The organism is Ochrobactrum teleogrylli, assembly GCF_006376685.1.
In the GTDB taxonomy this organism is placed as follows: domain Bacteria; phylum Pseudomonadota; class Alphaproteobacteria; order Rhizobiales; family Rhizobiaceae; genus Brucella; species Brucella teleogrylli.
Genome location: NZ_VEWL01000002.1, coordinates 187,497 through 210,390, shown reverse-complemented (window position 1 = coordinate 210,390; position 22,894 = coordinate 187,497). Strand labels below are relative to the sequence as shown.

The following is a 22,894-nucleotide window of genomic DNA, read 5'->3' as shown; positions in this document are numbered from 1 at the left end:
TGGTCGATTCAGATAGCCAGGATGCTTGTCGCATATGTCCGAAACTCCCGTTGAAAAACTGACCGACCTTGAAGCTGCTGCCGAACTGGAGCGACTGGCGCGTGCGATTGCTCATCATGATGAGCTTTATCATGCCAATGACAGGCCGGAGATTTCGGATGCCGATTATGACGCGCTCAAGCGGCGTAATGAGGCCATAGAAGCGCGTTTCCCGAAACTGGTGCGCGATGACAGCCCTTCGCGCCGTGTGGGCGCAGCGCCTCTGCTGGCGACTTTTGCACCTATCGTGCATTCGCGGCCCATGCTGTCGCTGGACAATGCCTTTTCGGACGAGGACGTGCGCGATTTCGTCGGCAGCGTCTATCGGTTTCTGGGGCAATTGCCGGACAATTCCATCGCCTTTACCGCCGAGCCGAAGATCGACGGGCTTTCCATGTCGATCCGCTATGAAAACGGTGTTCTGGTCAGCGGCGCAACGCGCGGCGACGGTACGACGGGCGAAAACGTGACCGCCAATATCCGTACCATCGGCGAGATCCCGCACAGGCTCCCGGCGGGCGCGCCATCGGTGGTGGAAGTGCGCGGCGAGGTCTATATGGCCAAGAGCGACTTTCTGGCGCTCAACGCCCAGATGGAAGCCGAAGGCAAGCAGACCTATGTGAACCCGCGCAACACGGCGGCTGGTTCTCTGCGCCAACTTGACGCCAAGGTGACAGCAAGCCGCAAGCTCCGCTTCTTCGCTTATGCCTGGGGCGAGATGTCCGATATGCCAGCCGATACGCAGCTTGGCATGGTCGAGGCTTTTCGCAGTTGGGGTTTCCCCGTCAATCCGCTGATGAAGCGCCTGTCGAGCGTCGATGAACTGATCGCCCATTACCGCGCCATTGGTCTGGAGCGCCCCAATCTCGACTACGATATCGATGGCGTGGTCTATAAGGTTGACCGGCTGGATTTGCAGACGCGGCTCGGTTTCCGCTCGCGCAGCCCGCGCTGGGCGATTGCGCATAAGTTCCCGGCGGAACAGGCAACCACCATTCTGCGCGGCATCGATATTCAGGTCGGGCGCACCGGTGCGATGACGCCAGTAGCGCGACTGGAGCCGATCACCGTCGGCGGCGTGGTGGTGACCAATGCCACGCTGCATAACGAGGATTACATCAAGGGCATCGGCCAGAAGGGCGAGCCGATCCGCGAAGGGCGCGACATTCGCATCGGCGATACGGTGATCGTGCAGCGCGCTGGCGATGTCATTCCGCAGATCGTCGATGTGGTGCTGGAAAAGCGGCCCGCCGGTGCGGTGCCATTTCCATTCCCGCACCAGTGCCCAGTGTGCGGCAGTCATGCCGTGCGCGAGGAAGGCGAGGCCGTCTATCGTTGCACGGGCGGGCTGACCTGCGCTGCGCAGGCCGTCGAGCGTATTCGCCATTTCGTGTCGCGCAATGCCTTCGACATTGAGGGTCTCGGCGAAAAGCAGGTCGAGTTCTTCTTCCATGCCGAAGATGAAAACCTGAAGATCAAATCGCCTGCCGATATTTTCACGCTGCAAAAGCGACAGGCTGCATCGCCGCTCAAGAAGCTTGAAAACATCGAGGGTTTTGGCGCCACTTCGGTCAAGAAGCTCTATGACGCGATCAATGACCGGCGCGAGATCGCGCTCAGCCGCTTTCTGTTCGGCCTCGGTATCCGCCATGTCGGCGAAGTCAATGCCAAGCGTTTTGCGCGGGCTTATCTGTCTTACGCTGCTTTTGAAAAGGCGGCGCTGGAAGCCGTTCCGCCAAAAGGCGGCGACCGCGCCGACAAGGGCAATGACGCATGGCAGGACATGCTTGCCGTCGAGGGCATTGGTGCAATCGTCGCCGAAGCGGTGGTGGATTTTTACGGCGAGCCACATAATCGCGAGGTACTGGCCGCCCTGCTTGCGGAAGTGACGCCGCTGGATGAAGCGGCGCGCGTCGCGACCGGTTCGCCGGTGGAAGGCAAGACGGTGGTGTTTACCGGCAGTCTCGAACGCATGTCGCGCGACGAGGCCAAGGCCATGGCGGAGCGCTATGGCGCCAAGACGGCTGGTTCCGTGTCGAAGAAGACCGATCTGGTGGTGGCCGGACCGGGGGCGGGATCGAAGCTTGGGAAAGCCGCAGAGCTTGGCATCGAAGTCATCGATGAAGACGCCTGGTTCACGCTCGTCGGGGAGGGCTGATCGAATGGCACCGTTCAAGGGGTTTGGCGACAAGGCTATTCCATTTTTGAAGGCGCTCGATTTCCACCAAAACCGGGAATGGTTTGTGGAGAACAAGGATCTCTTTGAGGAACACCTGAAAGAGCCGCTTGGCGATCTGATTGAAGAACTGAGTGCCCGCTTTGAAAAAGCGGGGCTTGGCTTCAAGGGCGACCGCGTCAAATCGCAGTTCCGCATCAAGCGCGATACGCGGTTTTCCAAGGACAAAGCGCCCTATAATCGGCACCTTTCGGCGCTGCTTTCACGCTCCGGTACCAAATGGGACGAAAGCGGCTGTTTTTATGTCTGCATCGGTCTGCCCGGCGTGCGCGATTGCTATGCCGGTGTTGCCTGGTGGGGGCCAAAACCGAAGCTTCTGCTGGCCATCCGCAAAGCGATTTCCGAGAAGCCGGAAGACTATCGCGCCGTGGTCGCAAAGCTGAAGAAGAACGGTTTGCAGATCAGCGACAATGACCGTTTGAAGCGCACTCCGCGTGGTTTTGAGAGCGTGACGGAAACCGATCTCGTAGGGGCTATTCGCAATCGCCATTTCGCGGTGCGCATGGAGATCGATCCGGGCAGCATTACCGAAGCAGCGCTTGCGGATCGGCTGGTTGACTTTGTCGAGCGCGCGCGACCTCTGGTTGACTGGATCAGAAAGATTGAAGGCACACTGCCGCCAGATCAGCCGGATTGATCGCCGCATCAATTATCTGCATGAGTGGTGCCTAAATGTTGCGTCGGCCAGATAAACTGACCGCACCGTCTCTATTTGTATGATTTTTACCGGAAACGTATTCCAACACGTCATGGAATTGCCTAAGAGCCTGTTCCAAAAGTCGTCCTGTGTGGCTGCAAATGGCAATTTTCTAAGTTCCGGTGCTCACGTACCTTAAGTACGCTCCGCTCCGGTACTCGAAAATCACTATTTTCGCACACACATGCCGCTTTTTGATTCAGGCTCTAATGGCTCCTTGGCTGAAGGAGGGGATTCCGTGGATCAGGGTTTCAGGCCTGCAAAGGTCTCTGCGAGCAGCGAGCTTATCGAAGGCGCGAAACGTGCAGTGCCGATTGTGCTGGCGGGTTCACCTTTCGGCGTGTTGTTCGGTGCGGTCGCTATCGATAATGGCCTGTCCGTCGGCGAAGCGGTGTTTATGAGCGCATCGCTCTATGCCGGCGCCAGCCAGATGGTCGGCCTCGACCTGTTCGGGCAGAATATCGCACCATGGATGATTGTTCTCTCCATCTTCGCGGTCAATTTCCGCAATGTGCTCTATTCCGCGACAGTAGGGCGGCGCATCCGCCACTTCTCATTCTTGCAGAAGGCCGTCGCGTTCTTCGTGCTGGTCGACCCGCAATATGCGGAGGTGGAGATTCGCAGCGAAGCAGGCAAGAAGATCAGCTTCTCGTGGTATATGGGGCTGGGGCTGACGACCTATATTTGCTGGATTCTGGAAACATGGGTTGGCGCGATGTTCGGCGACCTGATTTCCGATCCTTACGCGATTGGCGTCGACTTCCTGCTGCCGATCTACTTCCTCGGCATGGTGATGAGTTTCCGGCATCGCAGGCATTGGTGGCAGGTGGTTGTCGTCAGCGCGATTTCTGCCATCGCCGCCTATAAATTTGTCGGTTCGCCCTGGCATGTAACGCTTGGGGCCGCCGGGGGCGTGTTGCTTGCCGCGCTTCTCGCTAAGCCGCAGAATGCGAAGGTTTGACGCCCATGGATACCACGACCTGGATCATCATTGCCGCAGCCTTCTTCACCTATCTGACCCGTATTGGCGGGCATCTGGTTTTATCGCGTTTTGAGCGTTTGCATTATCGTGTGGAAGCGGCGCTGAATGCAGTGCCTGCGGCTGTGCTGACGGCGATTGTCGCCGCACCCGCATCCGATCATGGCTGGCGCGAACTGCTCGTGCTGGCCGTTTGCGTCATCCTGTCCTTGCGGGTCAGCATGATGACGATGTTCTTTGCTGGCGCAGCGCTATTGATTGCGCTACGCCATTTTTTCCCCATTTGAACTTATAGCGGGGCGGTGGCGGTCTCCAGCCACTTGCGTTCCGCATCCTTCAGATGGCCTGACAGCTTTGTACGCACGCGGGCGTGGTAATTGTTGAGCCAGTCCAGCTCTTCCTGCGTCAAAAGCGCCTTGTCGATCAAACGACGATCAATCGGGCAGAAAGTCAGCGTTTCGAAGCCCATCATCGGAATGTCACCGCCTTCCGGCAGTTCCGGCTCGGTGACGATGATAAGGTTCTCGATACGAATGCCGAACGAGCCCGGCTTATAGTAGCCCGGCTCGTTGGAGAGGATCATACCCGGCAGAAGTTCCTGCGAACCCGTCTTGGCGATCCGCTGCGGTCCCTCATGCACCGAAAGATAAGCGCCGACGCCATGGCCGGTGCCATGGGCATAATCGAAGCCATGCTTCCACAGCGCGATGCGGGCGAGAACATCAATATCCTGCCCACGCGTGCCTGCGGGAAAACGCGCCGTGCTGATCGCAATCACGCCTTTCAGCACGAGTGTGAAAGCCTTGATGGTTTCAGGCGCGATTTTGCCCACCGGAACCGTGCGGGTGATATCGGTGGTGCCATCGCGATATTGCGCGCCGGAATCGACCAGATAAAGTTCGCCATCCTGTAGCGTGCGGTTGGTATCGGTATTGACGCGATAATGGATTACCGCGCCATTGGGGCCAGCGCCCGAAATCGTGTCGAAGGACACGTCTTCCAGCGGCATCTGGAAATCACGTCCAGCGCTGGCGCGTGATTCTTCCAGCTTTTGTGCTGCGCCGATTTCATCCAGCGTACCGGGCTTTTGCGCATCGACCCAGGACAGGAAATTGACCATGGCCACGCCGTCGCGCTCATGCGCGGCACGTGAACCGTCAAGCTCGGCCTTGTTCTTCACCGCCCGTGGAATGCGGGCAGGGTCCTTGCCGTCGATCACAGTGCCGCCTGCGCCGGTGACGATTAGGCGCAGTTTTTCCGCCGCAAGTGCGGGGTCGAGCAGAATGGCTTCACCCTTTGCAGCGCGTGCGCTGAGATGGCCTTCCAGATTGCTGGGAGCCGACAGCTTGGCAAGCTGGGTCAGATAAGCGCGGGGCTCAATGGCAAGCTTGGCTTCGTCGATGAATATTTCCGGTTCGCCCTTGGCCGGAATGATGGCGAAGCTCAAGGGCAGGGGCGTGTTGGAAACATCCTTGCCGCGGATGTTGAACACCCATGCGACCGACGAGGGATCCGTCAGCACGGTGGCCGTGGCACCGCTGGCAGTGACCGCCTTCTGCATGTCCCTGATCTTGTCTGCGGCTTCATGACCGGCAAACCGTGCGGGCTGGATGGTCACGGCAGCGGTTGGTGCGGCGGGCTGATCGTCCCACACCGCATCGACCAGATTGGTTTCGACGGGAACCAGCGTGCCGCCCTGCTTTTCCAGCGCCTCGCGAAGCGCATGGGCTTCGGAAATGGTGTGGAGCCATGGATCGAAACCGATAGTCAGGCCCTTGCCGTTTTCAGCCAGCCAGACGGATGGCGGCGTGCTGACCAGACTTTCATAGGAAAAGATTTTCGGGTCGGTCTGCGCGCGCACCTGCAATTCGTAACGTCCGTCGATAAAGACATAGGCCGATTTCTTCAGGATCAGGGCCGCACCTGCCGAGCCGGTAAAACCGGTCAGCCAGGCGAGGCGCTGAGCATGAGGCGGCACATATTCGCCCTGATGTTCGTCGGCGCGCGGCACCAGAAAACCGTCGAGGCTGAGGGCCGCCATTTTCTCGCGCAGCTTCGCCACGCGGGGCGCGCCATTGGCCGGATTGGTGGTGACGTCAAAGGACTGAAAAGCCATGGGTCTAACTCACAACAGATGGAAGATAACCGTTCTTGCGTCCCGTCTCCGGGATCACTTTATTTCAGATGGATCGCCACCCAGCCTTCGCGATGCAGCGTCTTTTGATGCGTCAGGCCCTGCGCCTGATAGGCGGCGAGCACTGTATCATGCTGGCTGTCGAGAATGCCGGAGAGAACAATCGAGCCGCTTGGAGCCAGATGCTGCTTCAACGAGGGCGCAAGTTCAATCAGCGGATTGGCGAGGATATTCGCGACAATCAGATCGAAAGGCGTATAGGAGCGGAAGATCGAATGGTCGAAACCTTCTGCCGTCGCCGTGATGACATGCTCGGCAACGCCATTTTTGGCGGCGTTTTCTGCCGCGACGGTGACAGCAATCGGGTCGATGTCGGTGGCGAGGACCGGGATCGGCGCTAGCTTCGCAATGGCGATGGCCAGCACGGCGCTGCCGGTGCCAAGATCGAGCGCATTGGTTGGGTGTTCGTTCTCAACGACTTCCTCGATCAGTTCGAGGCAGCCAGCAGTGGTGCCATGATGGCCCGTGCCGAAGGCCAGACCCGCATCGATCTCAATCGGAATGTCGTTCGGTTCTATTTTGTCACGGTCATGCGAGCCATGGACGAAGAAACGCCCGGCGCGAACCGGCTTCAGACCTTCCAGCGAATGGGTGACCCAATCAATATCCGGCAGTTCCTCGGTTTCGAACTTGTCGGCACCGACAAGCTCATCTACACGGGCCACGACCTCTTCAGCGCCGTCCTCGACATAGACCGAAACTTCGAAAATCTGCCGGTCTTCATCGATTTCGGTGATGGCGATGGGAAAGCCGTCATCCTCGAAAGCCTGCTCGAGAATATTGTAAACGCGCTCGGCTTCCGCCTTGTTCGCCGAAAAGAAAAGTCGTGACTGGGCCATGAGGTAAAAAGCTCTCTAAAAGTTCAAGAGCTTCTGTTTAGCTGTCAGAGCGCCGCGCGTCCATCCGAACACATAAATGGCGCTCCGAATCTTTGGGATTTACGTGCCCGCCAAAGGGCGGTTGCCAAAGAAAGCAGGGGGCGGCTTTGAACTAGTGGATTGAATTTGACGTTTGAATCCTGGCTGACATAGATGCTGTTTCAAACGTCAAATTCGAAAAATCCCCTAGATACATATTCTTGCTAGTGGTCTTTTTGATTCCAACATTTGCTCAGCGCGTGAACCGAGGGATGCAAATGTTGGAACCAGACCACTAGCCGGCGGAAGCGCCCTTGGCGAGGTTCTTCAGCTTTTGCAGTGCGGTGTCCGGGTTTTCCTGATAGGCGATGGTGCTGCGGAAACGTCCGCCCTTGTCGAGCAGGAAGACGGATGCCGTGTGATCCATGCTGTATTCGCCGTCTTCGCCCGGAACCTTCTTGGCGTAGACATGGTACGACTTGACCATGTCGGCGATATTTTCCGGCGTGCCGGTGATGCCGACAATGCGCTTCGAGACATTGCCGACATAGGTTTTCATGATGTCCTGCGTGTCGCGCTCAGGATCGACGGTGATGAAATAGGCCTTGAGGTCCTGACCTTCGGCACCCAGCTGGTTCAGCCAGCCGTCAAGCTCGTAAAGCGTGGTGGGGCAGACATCCGGGCAATGGGTGAAGCCGAAGAAAATGACCGAGGGCGTGGCGCGCAGGTCTTTTTCGGTAAAGGGCTGTCCATCCATCGTGACGAGATTGAGCGGCCCACCGAAGGGTTCCTTCGCCGCCTGACGGTCCCGAAACATGTTGAAACCAGCAGCGCCGACAATCACGACGATGAAGGCAATGATGAAGATGGGCAGAAATTTTTTCATGTCCGATGAACCCTGCATTTCTGAGCGCGCCTTCGCGTGCTCTACAATCACGCACTTCTAGAGCATTTCCAGCAAAAGTGCGTAGCGGCTTTGCGTAGGATAATGCGTAAAAATAAATAGATAGAGCGGTTGCCCGATACCGTTTTAACCGGAACCGCTCTAAGTGGGCCTAATCTACGGTTCTTTCTCCGATTTTCAATAATTTCTGAAACTTTTGTTCAATCATTCTGTTTGCCGGACAACCAAAGTTGAACGTGGAAGTCTGCTATTTCGTTTGGTATCGACCGGCGGATTGTTATATTTCAGTTATAAAACTGCAATACTTCAAGAGAACCGCATTGGAAATCGATTACGTAATCGCATGGGTGGATGGTCAGGACCCGGCGCATAAGGCCTCGCGGCAGAAATTTGCGCCAGACTCCGAAAAGACCCATTTCGAAGCGGTAACCAGCGAGCGCTACTTCGACAATGGCGAAATCTATTACAATATCGCATCGGTGATTAAATTCGCGCCGTTCATACGGCGTATCTTCATCATCACCGACAATCAGAAGCCGCGGCTGCTCGATGCTTTCGCGACCGAGGGAAAATGCGATCCGTCCTTCATCCAGATTGTCTCGCATGACGATATTTTCAAAGGTCTGCCCGCGGCTCGCCCGTCCTTTAATGCGAGAGCCATCGAAGGTGCGGTGTGGCGCATACCGGGCCTTTCGGAACATTTCATCTATTCCAACGATGATTTCTTTCTGAATGCCCCGTTGGACGTGTCCGACCTTTATGAAAACGGACGCCCCAGATTGCATGGCGACTGGGTGCGACCAGAAAATTCCCGCTGGAAGTACAAGCTGCGGCGCTTTCTCGGAAAGATTTCCCGATACGAATACACGTTCCCGAAATTCCGCCTTGCGCAATGGAAAGGCGCTGTCACAGCCGGGGTGAAGGACAGGTTCCTGAGCATCCATCATCACCCGCATCCACTGAGACGCAGCACGCTGGCCTCGTTCTTTGCCCAACGCCCCGATGTCCTGAACCGGCAGGTGGGGTTCCGCTATCGCAATATCGAACAGTTCAACACTGTTTCGCTCGCCAACCATCTGGAAATTGCGCAGCATAACACGCCCGTCCACCCGGCACGGGAACTGGCTTATCTCGACTTTGTGCAAGCCAAGCATTGGGGCGAGGAGCTGGACAAAATCCGAAACGGTTCGGCTCCGTTCGGCTGTGTGCAGGGCTTCGAACGGTTCGAGCCGCAGTTTCAGGCGCAAATTCATGCAGCGCTGCTCGCAAAGTTTGACGATGTGCTGCCGAATGTTATCAAGGCATACTTATCGAGCGAACAGAGTTCGCAGCAGGCGGCTTAAGTCGCCTTCAAAACCCTGAGACTTTTGATGGCCAATTCCGACGATCTTCGTTTCCAGAACAGCGAGCCGCGCATTCATTCAACGGCGCAGCTCAAATCCTCGAAGCTCGGACGCTATGCTGATATCGGCGAGCGGGTCATATTGCGCGAAGTGACAGTCGGCGACTTCACCTATTTCGAGCGCAACGGCGAAGGCATTTATGCCGAGATCGGCAAGTTTTGCTCCATCGCGGCCAATGTGCGGATCAATGCGCTGGAACATCCGATGGAACGGTTGACCACGCATAAGCTGAGCTACCGCCCCAATGAATATTTCCGCTATCTGGGTGTCGATGGCGATTTTCGCGCGCGCCGTCAGGCGAAACGGGTGGTGATCGGCAATGATGTCTGGATCGGCCATGGCGCGGTTATCACGCCGGGCGTGACGGTCGGCCATGGCGCAGTGATCGGCGCGAATGCGGTCGTGACCAGGGATGTCGCGCCCTATACGGTGGTCGGCGGCGTTCCGGCAAAACTCATTCGCAAGCGTTTCGATGATCCAATTGCCGAACGCCTGCTGAAACTTTGCTGGTGGGACTGGCCGGTCGAAAAGCTGTTTGAGGCCGTGCCCGACATTCAAACCATGGCGATTGGCGACTTCCTCGACAAATGGGAATAGGCGGTTCGGCGGCGGATGTTTTTCAGTAAGCTCTTGCAAAGACGGGTCAGCCGCGCCACTTCTCCTCACAGGTTTTCAGGGAGAACATGATGAAGCAGACTTTCGCCGCTTTCGCTCTTCTTGCCATCTCGGCCCTGCCGGCGACTGCGGAACAGGTTGGCAAGGTTGGCGTGGATTGGGTCGGCAACGATATCGTCATTGATGCGGTGCCCGATCCGAAGGTCAAGGGCGTGACCTGTCATCTCGCATCCTTCTCGCGCAGCATGATCGACCGGTTGCAAAAGGGAAAGTGGTTTGAAGACCCGTCCAATGCATCGATTTCCTGCGAGCAGACCGGACCGATTTCCATCGGCGATATCGAGCTTGGCCAGAAGGGCGAGCGGGTCTTTTCCGAGCGCACAAGCCTGATCTGGAAGAAGCTGGTCATCACCCGCATTTACGACAAGCAGAACAATACGCTGCTCTATCTCGCCCACGCCACGCAGGTGCAGGATGGTTCGGCCAAGACTTCACTCTCGACCGTGCCGCTCTTCAGGGGCGATGTGACATGGGAAAAGGGCAAGCCGGAATAATCCGGCGCGCTTTTGTCTCGTTTAGGCAGGCGTCACGAAGCCATCAAGAACGCGCTTCTGTCCGGCCTTGTCGAAGTCGATTGTCAGCTTGTTGCCGTCGATGGCGGCGACTTTGCCATTGCCGAATTTCTGGTGGAACACGCGGTCGCCGACCTTGAATGCCGATGGCTTGTCGGCAACCGATTTCGCGACCAGTTCGCCTTCGATGGTGCGGCCCTTGACCGAACCGCGTCCGGCGCCGAAACCGGAATCGGTTTCGCCATAGCCGACGCGCTCGACGCGGCTGCCGGAGCGTGAACCCCAATTGTTGCGGGTCGCGTCCGAGCGGTTCTGCTGCGCGCGCTGCCAGCCCGGCGTCGAATAGCTATTCTGGAACGGATCGGCTCGGTCGAAGCGGGACTGGCCGTAACCACCGCCATAGCCACCGTAATTGCCTTCCAGTTCCGCGACTTCGACATGGGCTTCCGGCAGTTCCTCAAGAAACCGCGACGGAATGGTCGATTGCCACATGCCATGAATACGGCGGTTGGACACGAACCAAATATGCAGGTTTTTCTTGGCGCGGGTGACACCGACATAGGCGAGGCGGCGTTCTTCCTCCAGCCCGGAGCGTCCGCCTTCATCGAGCGCGCGCTGGTGGGGGAACAGGCCTTCTTCCCATCCGGGCAGGAATACGGTTTCGAATTCCAGACCCTTGGCCGAATGCAGCGTCATGATGTTGACGGCATCCATATCTTCATTCTGTTCGGCATCCATCACCAGAGCGATATGCTCAAGGAAGCCGCGCAAGCTTTCATAGTCCTCCATGGAACGGATCAGTTCCTTGAGGTTTTCCAGCCGTCCCGGCGCTTCCGCCGATTTGTCGTTCTGCCACATTGCGGTGTAGCCGGATTCGTCGAGAATGGTTTCGGCCAGTTCGGTATGGGGCGTGTTGTCGAGCAGCGACTGCCAGCGGAGGAAGTTTTCCACCACTTCGCGCAAGGCGGAGCGCGGCTTTGGCTTCAGCTCTTCCGTTTCGATCAGGTCACAGGCGGCGGCGAACATGGAAATGTCACGGGCGCGAGCATAGTCGTGAACCTGACGGATGGCCGCTTCGCCCAGACCGCGCTTCGGCGTATTGATGATCCGCTCCAGCGCCAGATCATCGGCTGGCTGCGCGACGACGCGCATATAGGCCAGCGCATCGCGGATTTCGAGCCGCTCATAGAAGCGCGGGCCGCCGATAACGCGATAGTTGAGACCAAGCGTCACGAAGCGGTCTTCGAATTCGCGCATCTGGAAGGAAGCACGCACGAGGATCGCCATGTTGTTGAGCATATGGCCCTGACGTTGCGCCTGTTCGATCGCTTCTCCAACGGCGCGGGCTTCTTCTTCCGAATCCCACGCTGCATGCACTTTCACGCGCGGATCGTCGGGATTTGGCGCTTCCGTGAAAAGCGTCTTGCCCAGACGGCCTTCGTTGTGAGCGATCAGATGCGCGGCGGTGCCAAGAATATGTGCGGTCGAGCGGTAGTTGCGCTCAAGCTTGATGACAACCGCGCCCGGAAAATCCTTGTCGAAGCGCAGGATGTTGTCCACTTCCGCCCCGCGCCAGCCGTAGATCGACTGGTCGTCGTCGCCAACGCAGCATAGATTGACGCGCGAACCCTCACCCTGAGGTAGGGAAAGCGGAGTGCGGCTATCAGGTGCGTTTCTTGGCTGCGGTCGTTGTGCGAGCAGGCGCAGCCAGAGATATTGCGCGGTGTTGGTGTCCTGATATTCGTCCACCAGAATATAGCGGAACTTGGCGTGATACTCGCGCAGTATATCGGGATGGTTGCGGAAGATGCGGATCGGATGCAGCAGCAAATCGCCGAAGTCGCAGGCGTTGAGCGTGCGCAGGCGCTCCTGATAGGCCTGATACAATTCGCGGCCCTTGCCATTGCCGAACGAGCGCGCATCGCCTTCCGGAATGTCGGAGGGGCCAAAGCCCTTATTCTTCCAGCCGTCGATCATATTGGCGAAAGTGCGCGCAGGCCAGCGCTTGTCATCCAGACCTTCCGCCTGAATGAGTTGCTTGATCAGCCGGATCACATCGTCAGTATCGAGGATGGTGAAATCGGATGTGAGATTGACCAGTTCCGCATGGCGGCGCAGCAATTTCACGCCGATGGAGTGGAACGTGCCAAGCCATGGCATACCTTCCACCGCGCCGCCGACCAGATGACCGATACGCTCCTTCATTTCGCGCGCGGCCTTGTTGGTGAAGGTCACGGCGAGAATCTGGCTCGGATAGGCAAGGCCGGTGGTGATGATATGGGCGATGCGGGTGGTCAGAACACGGGTCTTGCCGGTGCCCGCACCCGCAAGCACCAGAACCGGGCCTTCGGTCGTCAGCACGGCCTGTCGCTGTTCCGGGTTCAGCCCTTTCAGGTAGTCAGGCTCGCCACGCTGTTGGTTGCGCGCGGCCATGGCGCGCGCCGCAATACCGCCGGTAGCTGGCGCGCGGCCAGCCGGTGCATCATCGCCGAAAAACGGCATATCGTCGGGAAAATCGGACATCTGACCCCGAATGTAATGATTCGTGGCTGAAAGACCAGCGAAACGGTTAAAATATTCGACTACTCTAATTGAGTAACGCGCCGGTCCGTGAAGTTTAGCCGATGGGCGGCCAGCGCTTCCACAAGGCCGCGCAGTTCCGGCTCGCGCTGCAGCAGGTCATCCAGCTCCGTCATCTGGTTCATGGCGATCAGCCGCAGGATATCGTCGCGAATGGTGCCGTCTTCACGACGCGGCAGGTGCGCGACCGGCTGGATCAGCTCCACCTTCTGGCTTTTCAGACGCGCCCGCAGGCTTTTTTCATCCGCATCCAGCGTTTCCACGAAAGCATAGAGACCCACGCCCTTGGCTGGCAGCGAATAAAGCGCCAGCGCCACGTCCTTGACGCGCGGATCAGACTTGAGTGCGGCCAGAATCGCCGGGCCTTCATTGTCGATACGGTCGCCCGTGCCTTCACCATCCGACCAGCTGAAAATGCCGCGTGTGATGAAGTTGTAGACCTTCTTGCCGGTGGCGAGCCAGATGCGCGAGGGCAGCGAACGGCGCGCCAGAATACGCTTTTCCGTCGGCGTCATCAGATCCTTGGCGAATGCCCGTTTCTGCTTGATGAGGTGGCGGAAGTCTTCATACGCCATCAGCCGATAGAGCGCGCCACGACGACGATGGACGCTGGCAAGCTGGAAGTCGATCACAGCGGCTTCGCCTTCCGGCGTCATCAGCCAGTTTTGCGGCTTTGCAAGATCGTTATGCGTGACGCCAAGACGGCGCATATCGCGTAAGATTCGATGCGCGGTGCGATACCATTTCGGATCGGACGGGCGCGCAAGATGCAGCGGCGTGCCTTCCGTCCACGAACGATAGAGGCCGTCGCGATCCGTTGCGATCAGCTGCGGCACACCTTCAATGCCGCGCACGGTCTTCAGACCGCGAATTTCGCGCCGGGCGAGAATCCATGCAAGCGGGCTCGACCACCAGGGAGCAGCGCTCACCACACGGCGGATAATGCGCGTGTCGGGATCGTTCGCAAAATAGCCCGCGCGCGTTTCGGAAAACACGTCGCGCTTAAACACGGCTGTCTCCACAAACGGGGGAATTTGGTCGCCCTTCAAAGGCACATCGATATTGGGGTTCTGAGCCATAAGGTTCCACTAGCGTCTTGTGTACCATCAATCAAGTTTGGCGATGAACGTCGGTGGATATCCGCTGTTGCAAACATGTGAATGAAGGGGCACAAGAAACCCATCTGAGTTTCCATGGAGCGATAAACGTGGCGCAAGGCGACGACATCAAATTGGCGATCGGGCAGATCATCCGTCAGGAACAGGCACTGATTTTTCCGTCTTTCGACGAGAACGACGCTTTTGCGCTCGGCCATAGAATTCGCGATATCGCCGTGAAGGAAAAGCTCGGCGTGGGCATCGATATTTCGCTGTGGGACCGGCGTTTGTTCTTCGCGGCGACTATCGGCACCACGGCGGATAATTCTGAATGGCTGCGCCGCAAGTTCAATGTCGTGCGCCGTTTCCATGCTTCGACCTATCGTCTGGTTCTGGAACAAAATCGTGAAGACCGGATGTTTGCGCCGCATAAGGCGCTGGATGTAACTGATTACGCGCTGGCGGGCGGTGGATTCCCGATCCGCGTTGCGGGCGCTGGTGTGATTGGAGCCGCCATCGTTTCGGGCTTGCCGCAGCGCGAGGATCACAATCTCGTCGTGCGCGCCATCGCCTTGCAGCTGGGGCAGGACCCGGCAGCATTGGCTCTTCCTGCTGTTTAATATTCCGGAGAATGAACAATGTCGCTTGAGCATGTGATCGCGCTTCCACGCAATGAAGAGGGGATCGCCGCTGTTGTCGGTATCCTCAAGCAGCGTTTTGGCGAGCGGGCGCAGACCGGGCAGGCCATGCGTGAGCAGCACGGCCACACCACCAGCTATGTGCCGACGCAGGCGCCGGATATCGTGGTGTTCGCTGAGAATACGCAGGACGTGCAGGATGTGGTGCGCATTTGCGCCGAACATCGCGTACCGCTGGTGGCTTTCGGCGCTGGTTCGTCGCTGGAAGGTCAGGTCAATGCGGCGGCGGGCGGCGTATCGCTCGATCTGACGCATATGAACCGCATTCTGGCCGTCCATGCCGAAGATCTCGACTGCGTCATCGAGCCGGGCGTCACGCGTAGGGAACTTAACGAATATCTGCGCGATACCGGCCTGTTTTTCCCCATCGATCCAGGCGCCAATGCGACGCTCGGCGGCATGGCCTCGACACGCGCATCCGGCACAAATGCGGTTCGCTATGGCACCATGCGCGAGAATGTTCTGGCGCTGAAGGCCGTCATGCCGGATGGTCGCCTGATCGAAACGTCCAAGCGCGTCAAGAAGACCGCCGCCGGTTATGACCTCACCCGCCTGCTGATCGGCGCGGAAGGCACGCTCGGTATTATCACTGAACTCACCTTGAAGCTTCAGGGCATTCCGCAGGCAATTTCCGGCGGCATCTGTCCGTTCCCGGATGTGGAATCGGCCTGCCGCGCGGTGATCGACACGATCCAGATGGGCGTGCCGGTGGCGCGTATCGAGCTGGTCAACAAGTTGCAGATGGAAGCGCTGATCCTCTATTCGAAGCTGCCCTACGAAGCGCAGCCCTATCTGTTCGTGGAGTTCCACGGCACGGAAACCGGCGTTGCGGAACAGGCCGAGATTTTCGGCGAAATCGCCGCCGGACATGGCGGCGGACCGTTCCACTGGACACAGGACGCCGAGGAGCGCGACCGTCTGTGGCGGGCACGCCATGACGCCTATTTCGCCTCGTCGCTGCTGCGCCCCGGCTGCAAGGGCATTTCGACCGATCTCTGCGTGCCGATTTCGCGTCTGGCCGATTGTATCACCGAGACCGAACGCGATCTGGCGGAGAGCAACATCATCGCGCCGATCGTCGGTCATGTGGGGGATGGCAACTTCCATCTGCTTCTGCTGCTCAATACGGAAGACCCGGAAGAAATGGCGCGGGCAGAAGCTTTTATGGACCGGCTCGTGATGCGGGCGCTGGCCATGGAAGGAACCTGTACGGGCGAACATGGCATCGGTCAGGGTAAGATGAAATATCTCGCCATGGAGCTTGGTGAAGCGACCGATTATATGCGCATGATCAAAAAAGCGCTCGATCCGCTCAATATCATGAACCCCGGTAAAATCCTGATTTCGTGAATCAAATCAGCCTTTTGCGCCGCTCGGCTCAGAGGGTGATTCAGCGAGGGGACCTATTTGGATCGGTTGGGCGGCAGCTTGCCTTGTTGTCGCCGAACCGATGCTGTTTTTTGTTGCCGCGCAATCCTGAAAACCGCTTCGCACTTTGTGCGATGATGCACTATGTTGCGTTGGTAAATATGGCGTGATTCACCTGTTGTCTCGCGCCTGACCGAATTCACCTGACTGACCGGAGCTGCTTCTTGGGCCGCATATTCGTCATTGTCGGCGGGCTTCTGGTGCTGCTTTTGACAGCGGCGCTGGTGGTGCCGCCTTTTGTCGACTGGAGCGGCTATCGGGCCGATTTCGAACGCGAGGCGAGCCGCATTCTGGGACGTCCTGTCAAGGTGGCGGGCGATGTGAATGCGCGGCTGCTGCCGTTTCCATCTGTGACCTTTTCCGATGTCCGCGTCGGGGCCGATGCAACGCATCCGGTGATGACGCTCGCCCGGTTTTCGATGGATGCGGAACTGATGCCTTTCCTGCGCGGTCAGGTGCTGATTTTCGACATGCGCGTCGAGCGTCCGCGCGTTTCGATCTCGCTGGATAAGGACGGCAAGGTGGATTGGGCCATTCGTCCGTCCACGCCGCTCGATCCATCGCAGATCAAGGTCGAACGGCTGTCGATCAGCGACGGCACCGTGACGCTGCATGACTTGGCAAGCGGGCGCGTTCATGAGGCCACGGGCCTTAATGCCGTGCTGTCGGCCAACAGCCTCGCGGGGCCTTGGCAGGCGCAAAGCAGTTTTAGCCTTGCGGGCCGCAAGCTTTCCGTCGATCTGACGAGCGGCGAGGCGAAGCCTGACGGTTCCCTGCGATTGCGGGCGCGTGTTTCGCCGGAAGCTATTCCCGCCGCATTCGAAACCGATGGCGATATTGTCCTCAAAGATGGCCGGTTGAATTATGCGGGCGATTTTTCGCTGCGCTCCTCCGATATGGTGGCGCAAAACGCCAAAAGCCAGAAAGACGCGTCCGCCGATAAGCCGTTTTTCAGTGGCCTGCGCCTCACCGGCAAGTTTGCCGCCGATACCGACCGCTTCGATGCAAGCGAATTTCGCATGGAGCAGGGGCCAGCCGACAATCCTTACGTGGTTAATGGCAAGGCACTGATTGATTACGGCAATGTGCCGCGCTTTGAAATCAGCGCCGATGGGCAGCAGATTTTCTGGGGCCCAAGCGAGACGGCGGAAGACCAGCAGGTCGCTTCCGCCATGCCGCTGACGGACCGCATCGCCATTGCGCGCCGCGTTCTCGAACAATTGCCAATCCCGACCATACCGGGCCGTATTGACCTTCGTTTGCCAGCGGTCGTTGCCGGTGGAACCACCATTCGCTCCGTAACGATCAACGCCGAACCCGATGGCGGCGACTGGAATATTCGCCAGTTCGCGGCTGACCTGCCGGGGCGCACCAAGGTCGAGGCCAAGGGCAGGCTTTCGGTTGGCGATGATTTCGGTTTCAAGGGTGAGATGCTGGTGGCATCGCGCCAGCCATCCGGTCTTGCCACCTGGCTCAATGAGACCGTGGATGAATCGATCCGCGCGCTCGACGGGGCCGGCTTCTCCGGCAAGGTCGATTTGCGCGACGGCATGCAGCGCATCGACGATCTGGAAATCGGTCTGGGCAAGACGTCGCTCAAAGGATCCCTGCTGCGGCAGGTCAATGGGGCGGCGCAGCCGACCATCGACGTCAATCTCCAGGGCGGCGCGGTGGAGAGCGATGCCTTGCAGGCTTTCGTTTCGTTCTTCTCCGGCGGCGAGGGGCTGGCGCTTCTCGATGCGCAAACGCTCAATGTCGGCTTCAAGGCCGGGCCTGTGCGGTTCAAGGATATGGAAGCGGCCAATGTCGATCTGGCGATGCGCCTTCACGATGGACGCTTCGATTTCGACCGGCTGATGATCAGCGATGTCGCCGATGCGACGCTGACGGCAACCGGCGCCTATGAGCCTTTCGCCAATTCACCGTCGGGCAAGCTCGACGCGACGATCCTTTCGGGCGATCTGTCCCGCTTTATCGCGTTGATGGCGAACCGGTATCCGCAGTTGCCGCTGTTCCACGCCTTGTCGGCGCGCGCGGCCAATTTCCCCGGTCTGTTTGAAGACAGCGAGATCAACGTGATCGCCAATGCGGTTGCGCCGGTCAGGCCGGAAACGCAAGCCAATCCCGCGAAGAACGGCGCAGCCAAGGGCAAAAGTGCGCGACCAGCCGAGACGAGGCCCAAGACTTCGCCCGGCAGCGGCGAGTTCTCCTTCAGCGTCACTGGCAAGACCGGTGGGATGAAGCTCGACCTGTCGGGAACGGCCAGCGGTGGCGAAACGGAAGCAGACCCGTTGCAGATGCAGCTGAACGGCACGGCTAGTTCCGAGCAGGGAGAGGCAGTGCTGGCGCTGATCGGCCTGCCGTCGCTGCCATTGGGCCTTGCCGGTGAACTGACCGCCGATCTGACCATGCAGGGCGCGCCAAGCGCCGGAATGCGGACGCTTCTCAAGCTGACGGCGCCGGATGGCACGGCTTCGGCTGACGGGGTGATTTCGCTGATCGGCAACGATATTGCCGCAAGCGGCAAGGCGCAGGTCAAATCAGCCGATCTGCAGCCATTCATCGCGACAGCGGGCTATGCATTGCCGGGTTATGGCGCGGGGCTTTCCGCTGAGCTTTCCAGTGATTTCCAGTTTGCCAAAGGCATTTTGCGCTTTCCGAATCTTGCTGGCCAGTTGGGTGGCGAAGATGTTTCGGCGCGGCTGGAGGCGAACTTTGCCGATAGCGGATTGCCGCAATTGAAGGGCGAAGCGAAGCTCGCTTCGCTTGAAGTCGATGGTCTGGCGGCCATCATGCTCGGTCAGGACGCGTTTGAACCAGCCAAGCCGACAGAAAAGTCCATCTGGCCGCGTGGGGCCTTTGCGGTTCGTCCGTCGCTGCCGCTGCTGATCGACGTGAAGTTGAATGTTGCTGAGGCGCATATGCAAGGTTTCGGCACGGCGACCGAGTTTTCGACGCGGCTGCAAAAGACGATCGATAGTCTGAGCCTCACCGAACTGACCGGAAACTGGGCAGGGGGTTATCTCGTCGGCACCCTGTCGTTGCGCAACAGCGACAAGAATGCGCTGCTTTCGACCGATCTGAAATGGAGCGGTGCGGACCTCGCCAATTTCTACCATCTGGAAGATGGTTCGGCCCCGCTGGGTGGTGTCGTCAAGGCTGCGGTGACGCTGAATGGCAGCGGTGAAAACGCTGCTGCGCTGGTCGGTTCGCTGGCGGGAACTGCGACCGTGGATGTCGAAAAATTCGCGGTCGCCGGTCTTGATGGTGCGGCGCTGCCTGCCATGGTCGCAGCCGCTGACGGCATTGGCGATCAGCCTGCGGGCGACGAAAAACTGGATGCGAAGCGGTTTGCCGCCATTGCCGATAAGGCCGTCGCCCCGGATGCGCGGTTTACGCCCGGCGACGCGCGTTTCGAATTCACGGTAGCGGGCGGTACGGCGCGGATGTCTGCCGCCAACCTGTCGGACGGCAACGCAGCTTTGTTGAGCGATTTGCAATTCGATCTTTCGACGCTCGGCGTCGGGGGCAGCGGAACTTTTACCTTCCAGGGTAATGAGGGCGCGCAGACCGGCCTTGCGCCGCAGGTGGCCTTCACCATCGGCGGAACCTATGACCGGCCAGAAGTAAAGCTCGACCGGCAGCCGCTTGTGCAGTTCCTGACCCAGCGTGCGCTGGAGCGTGAACAGGAGCGTGTCGAGGCCATGCAGGCCAGTCTGATGGAAAAGCAGCGTCTGCGCCGTCAGCTTGGCGTATTGGAAGCTGATGCGGCGGAACGTGAACGTGCTCAGCAGGAAGACGAGACGCGCCGTCGTTCCGAAGCGGCGGCACGGGTTGCAGCAGAAAAACAAGCTGAGGAGAAGAAGCGTCGCGAGTCGGAGCAGCCGCAGCCAGCCAATCCGGAAGGCGGGGCCGAAAATGGCGCGGCGATGCCGTTGGCCAGCCCACAAGGCGGACAGTCGCTGAATGAATTCCTGAAAAGTCTGGAGCCAGCACCGAGCGCACCCGTGCCGCAGCCGTGATCGGTTTGCTATCAGCTGGCTGGTGGTAACTGCGATTTGAGCCAGTTCAATACGTGGAGCCGCAGCGCCGATGAGAGGTTGGTGGTGCGCTCACGCTTGCTGTCCACCTCGGCCACCAGTGATGCAATCGACTGGCCGCGCATTTCGGCAATCTGGTGGAGAATCTCGAAGAATTCGTCTTCCAGCGTATAGCTGGTCGCATGGCCGCGAATGCTGACAGAGTGCTTGCGCAGGCCGCCGGTGCTCAAAGCTCACCATCCGCGTCGTCTTTGCGCTCCAGGCGATTCACGTCCAGAAAGCGTTCGCTCTTGCGGGTCTCTTCCCGCGCGAAGTCTTTTTCCACTTTCGTTCGTCCGAAAAGAATGCGGTTTTGATCCGCCTGCTTTTCCTTGGCGTCACGCGCTTTCTTTTTCTTGAACTGCCGCAGATTGACGATGTCGCTCATGTCGATGTCTCGGATGGCTTAGAGCGCGTTTCGATCTGATTGCATCAGATCGGCGCTCTAATTCTTTGTTTTAACGCGCATCTAACCCGAAAACCGTTTCACACTTTTCGGGATGCGCTCTTAGTGCGTTGACACACGCTTTTATAACGCGGCGCTTCGACGGGCTGCAAGCTGTCGGCTTGGCTTACTGTCTCGGTTCCTTGGGATTGGTGAACCACCAGATCGCGACTGAAACCGCGACGAGTAGCAAAAGGCCGATGGTCATTTGCCAGAGGGGAAAGTTCGGCGCGTCGCTCGCGATGAAAAACGCAGCAATAACGCCGCTTATCCAGAGAACTGCCTGCGCTAACAAACGGACCATGAGATTCCCGCCTTGATTTCCACTGCCGTAATGGCCGCTATCATATCATTTTAAACTTCGGTTGCCTTGATCGAAGTCAAAACGAATGGTCTGGTCAGTAATATACTATGGAATAACGCCCTGTCTGGCCACAGTTTTATACGAACGGTTTCTGGCCACAGCAACATACTTGCAGCGCAGCCAAAGCCTTCATGAATTCATGCAAAGTTGGGAAGAAGATTTACTTCTTGCGGAAAGCGTCCAGCGATACCACGTCGGCGGATGGCTTCGGCGTATCTTCGCCCTCAGCATTATCCTTCGCGGCGGCTGCCTGCTTTTCAGCAGCAGTCTTGCGCGACTTCGCCTTGGGCTTTTCCGGCTTTTCGGGCGCGGTTTCCACCGGCATCATCTCGATTGGCGCGATATTGTGGTCTTCGTCATTGTCGCTGGTCGGCTGAACTGCCGCAACATCGAACTCAAGTTCGAAATTGACGGACGGGTCGTAGAAACCACGCACTGCCGAGAATGGTATCACCAACTTTTCGGGAATATCACCGAAAGACAGGCCGACTTCGAACAGCTGATCGGTGACATTCATGTCCCAGAACTGATGCTGCAACACGATTGTCATCTGCTCGGGATATTTCTCTTTCAGGCGCGTGGAAATACGCACGCCCGGCGCTCCGGTGAGGAACGTGATAAAGAAATGATGATTGCCCGGCAGGCCAGCCTTGGCCACCTCCGCAAGAACCTTGCGGATGACGCCACGAAGGGCTTCCTGAGCGAGAATGTCGTAACGGATCAGATCCTGTACCATGGGTTTCTTATCCCACGGATTCGCAGGCAGATGTCAAGTTCGTTCTCGCAGGAAACGATGATATATATCGCGAAAGTGCGGCAGCACTGCTCGATCTGTCAGGGGAGAGGGGCAGCTTGCGGCGACGAAGCGGTCCCGCCAAATGCCAGCAGAAATGTCCTGACGCCATTGATGGCGCTGCGCTCAATGGTGTCGTCATCAATGGCGCATCCGTGCAAGGCGTGCAGTTGCGTATCGGCGCTGATCAGGGCCATGAAATGCAGTGCCGCCAGATCAGGATCATTGAGGCGCAAATGTCCCGCCAGCGCCAGACGGGACAGGCACGCGGCAATGGCCGGGACAGCCTGCGCCGGACCCTTGGTCTTGCAGATATAGCCCGCGAAAGACATGTCGGGCGTACTCGACTGCAAAAGCTTGCGCAGAAAAGCACCCGATGGATCGTAAACGCAGTTCCGGCTCATGCGGATCGCGAAAGCCGTCAGATCCCGCTCAAGATTGTCACCGCTCTGTGGAAAAGTGGATAGCACGGCAAACAGGCTTGCATTCATGCGGTCCAAGGCGTCTTCAACCACAGCGGCAAGCAAAGCTTCCTTATCGCGGTAGTGGTTATAGATGGTCTGGCGCGAAACGCCGGCCTCGTTTGCAATCAGGTCGATACTGGCGCCCTGAAACCCGTCGCGCGAGAAAACGCGCGCCGCAGAACACAGGATGAAATCGCGCTTCATGCACTGCCCAGGCTTCATGGCGGCAGTGTTTGCAGCGGCATTCAGCCCTTTTCCGGTGGTGCTACGCTTCACCGGCGGGGCGGCCATTTCGATTATGTCAGTAGGTTTCATAAGCCCAACATAAGATGACTTGACGTTTTGGACAATGGTGTCTAATTTGACATCAATGTCAAATTCCTTTTGGCGTTTCGTCTAGACAAGAGACTGTGACAGTCATTTCAGAAGTCTGGTTTGCCCGTTTAAGCG

The 22,894-nt window shown here is 58.3% G+C and carries 20 protein-coding genes; 10 read left to right on the top strand and 10 right to left on the bottom strand.

Translation table 11 applies throughout. From position 1 onward, the window contains the following. Positions 1 to 34: 34 nt before the first annotated feature. From ligA to FIC94_RS05080, 4 genes are all read left to right on the top strand, one after another. On the top strand, positions 35 to 2,197 hold the full coding sequence (ligA, locus tag FIC94_RS05095) for an NAD-dependent DNA ligase LigA (protein ID WP_140024177.1): 2,163 nt from the start codon (positions 35 to 37) through the stop codon (positions 2,195 to 2,197). Between the two features lie 4 nt (positions 2,198 to 2,201). Next, positions 2,202 to 2,912, top strand: a complete 711-nt coding sequence (locus tag FIC94_RS05090; RefSeq protein WP_140024176.1) for a DUF2461 domain-containing protein — start codon at positions 2,202 to 2,204, stop codon at positions 2,910 to 2,912. Between the two features lie 298 nt (positions 2,913 to 3,210). Next, positions 3,211 to 3,933, top strand: coding sequence for an AzlC family ABC transporter permease (locus FIC94_RS05085; protein WP_109369401.1), 723 nt, complete (start codon positions 3,211 to 3,213; stop codon positions 3,931 to 3,933). 5 nt (positions 3,934 to 3,938) lie between these two features. Further along, a complete protein-coding gene (locus FIC94_RS05080; RefSeq protein WP_121536386.1) occupies positions 3,939 to 4,238 on the top strand; it encodes an AzlD family protein in 300 nt (99 codons plus the stop codon). 2 nt (positions 4,239 to 4,240) lie between these two features. Here the strand turns inward: FIC94_RS05080 and FIC94_RS05075 are convergent, their stop codons facing one another. From FIC94_RS05075 to FIC94_RS05060, 3 genes are all read right to left on the bottom strand, one after another. Beyond that, complete coding sequence (locus FIC94_RS05075; RefSeq protein WP_140024175.1) at positions 4,241 to 6,067, bottom strand: aminopeptidase P family protein; 1,827 nt, start codon at positions 6,065 to 6,067, stop codon at positions 4,241 to 4,243. 59 nt (positions 6,068 to 6,126) lie between these two features. Further along, positions 6,127 to 6,984 (bottom strand): 50S ribosomal protein L11 methyltransferase, encoded by an 858-nt coding sequence (locus tag FIC94_RS05070; RefSeq protein ID WP_140024174.1) that lies wholly within the window; start codon positions 6,982 to 6,984, stop codon positions 6,127 to 6,129. Positions 6,985 to 7,297: 313 nt separating this feature from the next. After that, the gene (locus FIC94_RS05060; protein WP_121536620.1) at positions 7,298 to 7,888 is read right to left on the bottom strand and encodes an SCO family protein; all 591 of its coding nucleotides are present in this window, start codon (positions 7,886 to 7,888) and stop codon (positions 7,298 to 7,300) included. 338 nt (positions 7,889 to 8,226) lie between these two features. Between FIC94_RS05060 and FIC94_RS05055 the strand changes: the two genes are divergently transcribed. The 3 genes from FIC94_RS05055 (at position 8,227) to FIC94_RS05045 (ending at position 10,478) form a co-directional block, all read left to right on the top strand. After that, complete coding sequence (locus FIC94_RS05055) at positions 8,227 to 9,249, top strand: stealth family protein (protein ID WP_140024173.1); 1,023 nt, start codon at positions 8,227 to 8,229, stop codon at positions 9,247 to 9,249. Between the two features lie 27 nt (positions 9,250 to 9,276). Then, positions 9,277 to 9,906, top strand: coding sequence for a DapH/DapD/GlmU-related protein (locus FIC94_RS05050; protein ID WP_140024172.1), 630 nt, complete (start codon positions 9,277 to 9,279; stop codon positions 9,904 to 9,906). An 89-nt stretch (positions 9,907 to 9,995) separates the two neighbouring features. Beyond that, entirely contained in the window at positions 9,996 to 10,478 is a 483-nt protein-coding gene (locus FIC94_RS05045; protein WP_140024354.1) for a CreA family protein, read from the top strand. Between the two features lie 21 nt (positions 10,479 to 10,499). On the opposite strand, the gene FIC94_RS05040 is transcribed toward FIC94_RS05045, so the two are convergent. Next, positions 10,500 to 13,019: an ATP-dependent helicase gene (locus FIC94_RS05040; RefSeq protein ID WP_140024171.1), complete on the bottom strand. Its 2,520-nt coding sequence runs from the start codon at positions 13,017 to 13,019 to the stop codon at positions 10,500 to 10,502. A gap of 59 nt (positions 13,020 to 13,078) precedes the next feature. After that, complete coding sequence (locus FIC94_RS05035) at positions 13,079 to 14,155, bottom strand: serine/threonine protein kinase (RefSeq protein ID WP_109369393.1); 1,077 nt, start codon at positions 14,153 to 14,155, stop codon at positions 13,079 to 13,081. Between the two features lie 128 nt (positions 14,156 to 14,283). Here FIC94_RS05035 and FIC94_RS05030 point away from each other — a divergent pair, with 128 nt between their 5' ends. From FIC94_RS05030 to FIC94_RS05020, 3 genes are all read left to right on the top strand, one after another. Then, positions 14,284 to 14,793: a heme-degrading domain-containing protein gene (locus FIC94_RS05030; RefSeq protein ID WP_140024170.1), complete on the top strand. Its 510-nt coding sequence runs from the start codon at positions 14,284 to 14,286 to the stop codon at positions 14,791 to 14,793. A gap of 18 nt (positions 14,794 to 14,811) precedes the next feature. Further along, positions 14,812 to 16,221, top strand: coding sequence for an FAD-binding oxidoreductase (locus FIC94_RS05025; protein WP_109369391.1), 1,410 nt, complete (start codon positions 14,812 to 14,814; stop codon positions 16,219 to 16,221). Between the two features lie 242 nt (positions 16,222 to 16,463). Continuing rightward, positions 16,464 to 20,321 carry an AsmA family protein gene (locus FIC94_RS05020; RefSeq protein ID WP_140024169.1) on the top strand — a complete coding sequence of 1,286 codons (3,858 nt, stop codon included), beginning with the start codon at positions 16,464 to 16,466 and terminating at the stop codon, positions 20,319 to 20,321. Positions 20,322 to 20,332: 11 nt separating this feature from the next. Here the strand turns inward: FIC94_RS05020 and FIC94_RS05015 are convergent, their stop codons facing one another. The 5 genes from FIC94_RS05015 to FIC94_RS05000 form a co-directional block, all read right to left on the bottom strand. Then, positions 20,333 to 20,569, bottom strand: coding sequence for a ribbon-helix-helix domain-containing protein (locus FIC94_RS05015; RefSeq protein WP_140024168.1), 237 nt, complete (start codon positions 20,567 to 20,569; stop codon positions 20,333 to 20,335). After that, entirely contained in the window at positions 20,566 to 20,766 is a 201-nt protein-coding gene (locus FIC94_RS05010) for a DUF4169 family protein (protein WP_109369388.1), read from the bottom strand. Before FIC94_RS05010 ends, FIC94_RS05015 begins: the two co-directional genes overlap by 4 nt. 184 nt (positions 20,767 to 20,950) lie before the next feature. Then, complete coding sequence (locus FIC94_RS22375; RefSeq protein ID WP_167836041.1) at positions 20,951 to 21,127, bottom strand: hypothetical protein; 177 nt, start codon at positions 21,125 to 21,127, stop codon at positions 20,951 to 20,953. A gap of 220 nt (positions 21,128 to 21,347) precedes the next feature. Beyond that, positions 21,348 to 21,923: an SspB family protein gene (locus tag FIC94_RS05005; protein WP_109369387.1), complete on the bottom strand. Its 576-nt coding sequence runs from the start codon at positions 21,921 to 21,923 to the stop codon at positions 21,348 to 21,350. A 98-nt stretch (positions 21,924 to 22,021) separates the two neighbouring features. Beyond that, complete coding sequence (locus FIC94_RS05000) at positions 22,022 to 22,759, bottom strand: TetR/AcrR family transcriptional regulator (protein WP_140024167.1); 738 nt, start codon at positions 22,757 to 22,759, stop codon at positions 22,022 to 22,024. Positions 22,760 to 22,894: the final 135 nt, after the last annotated feature.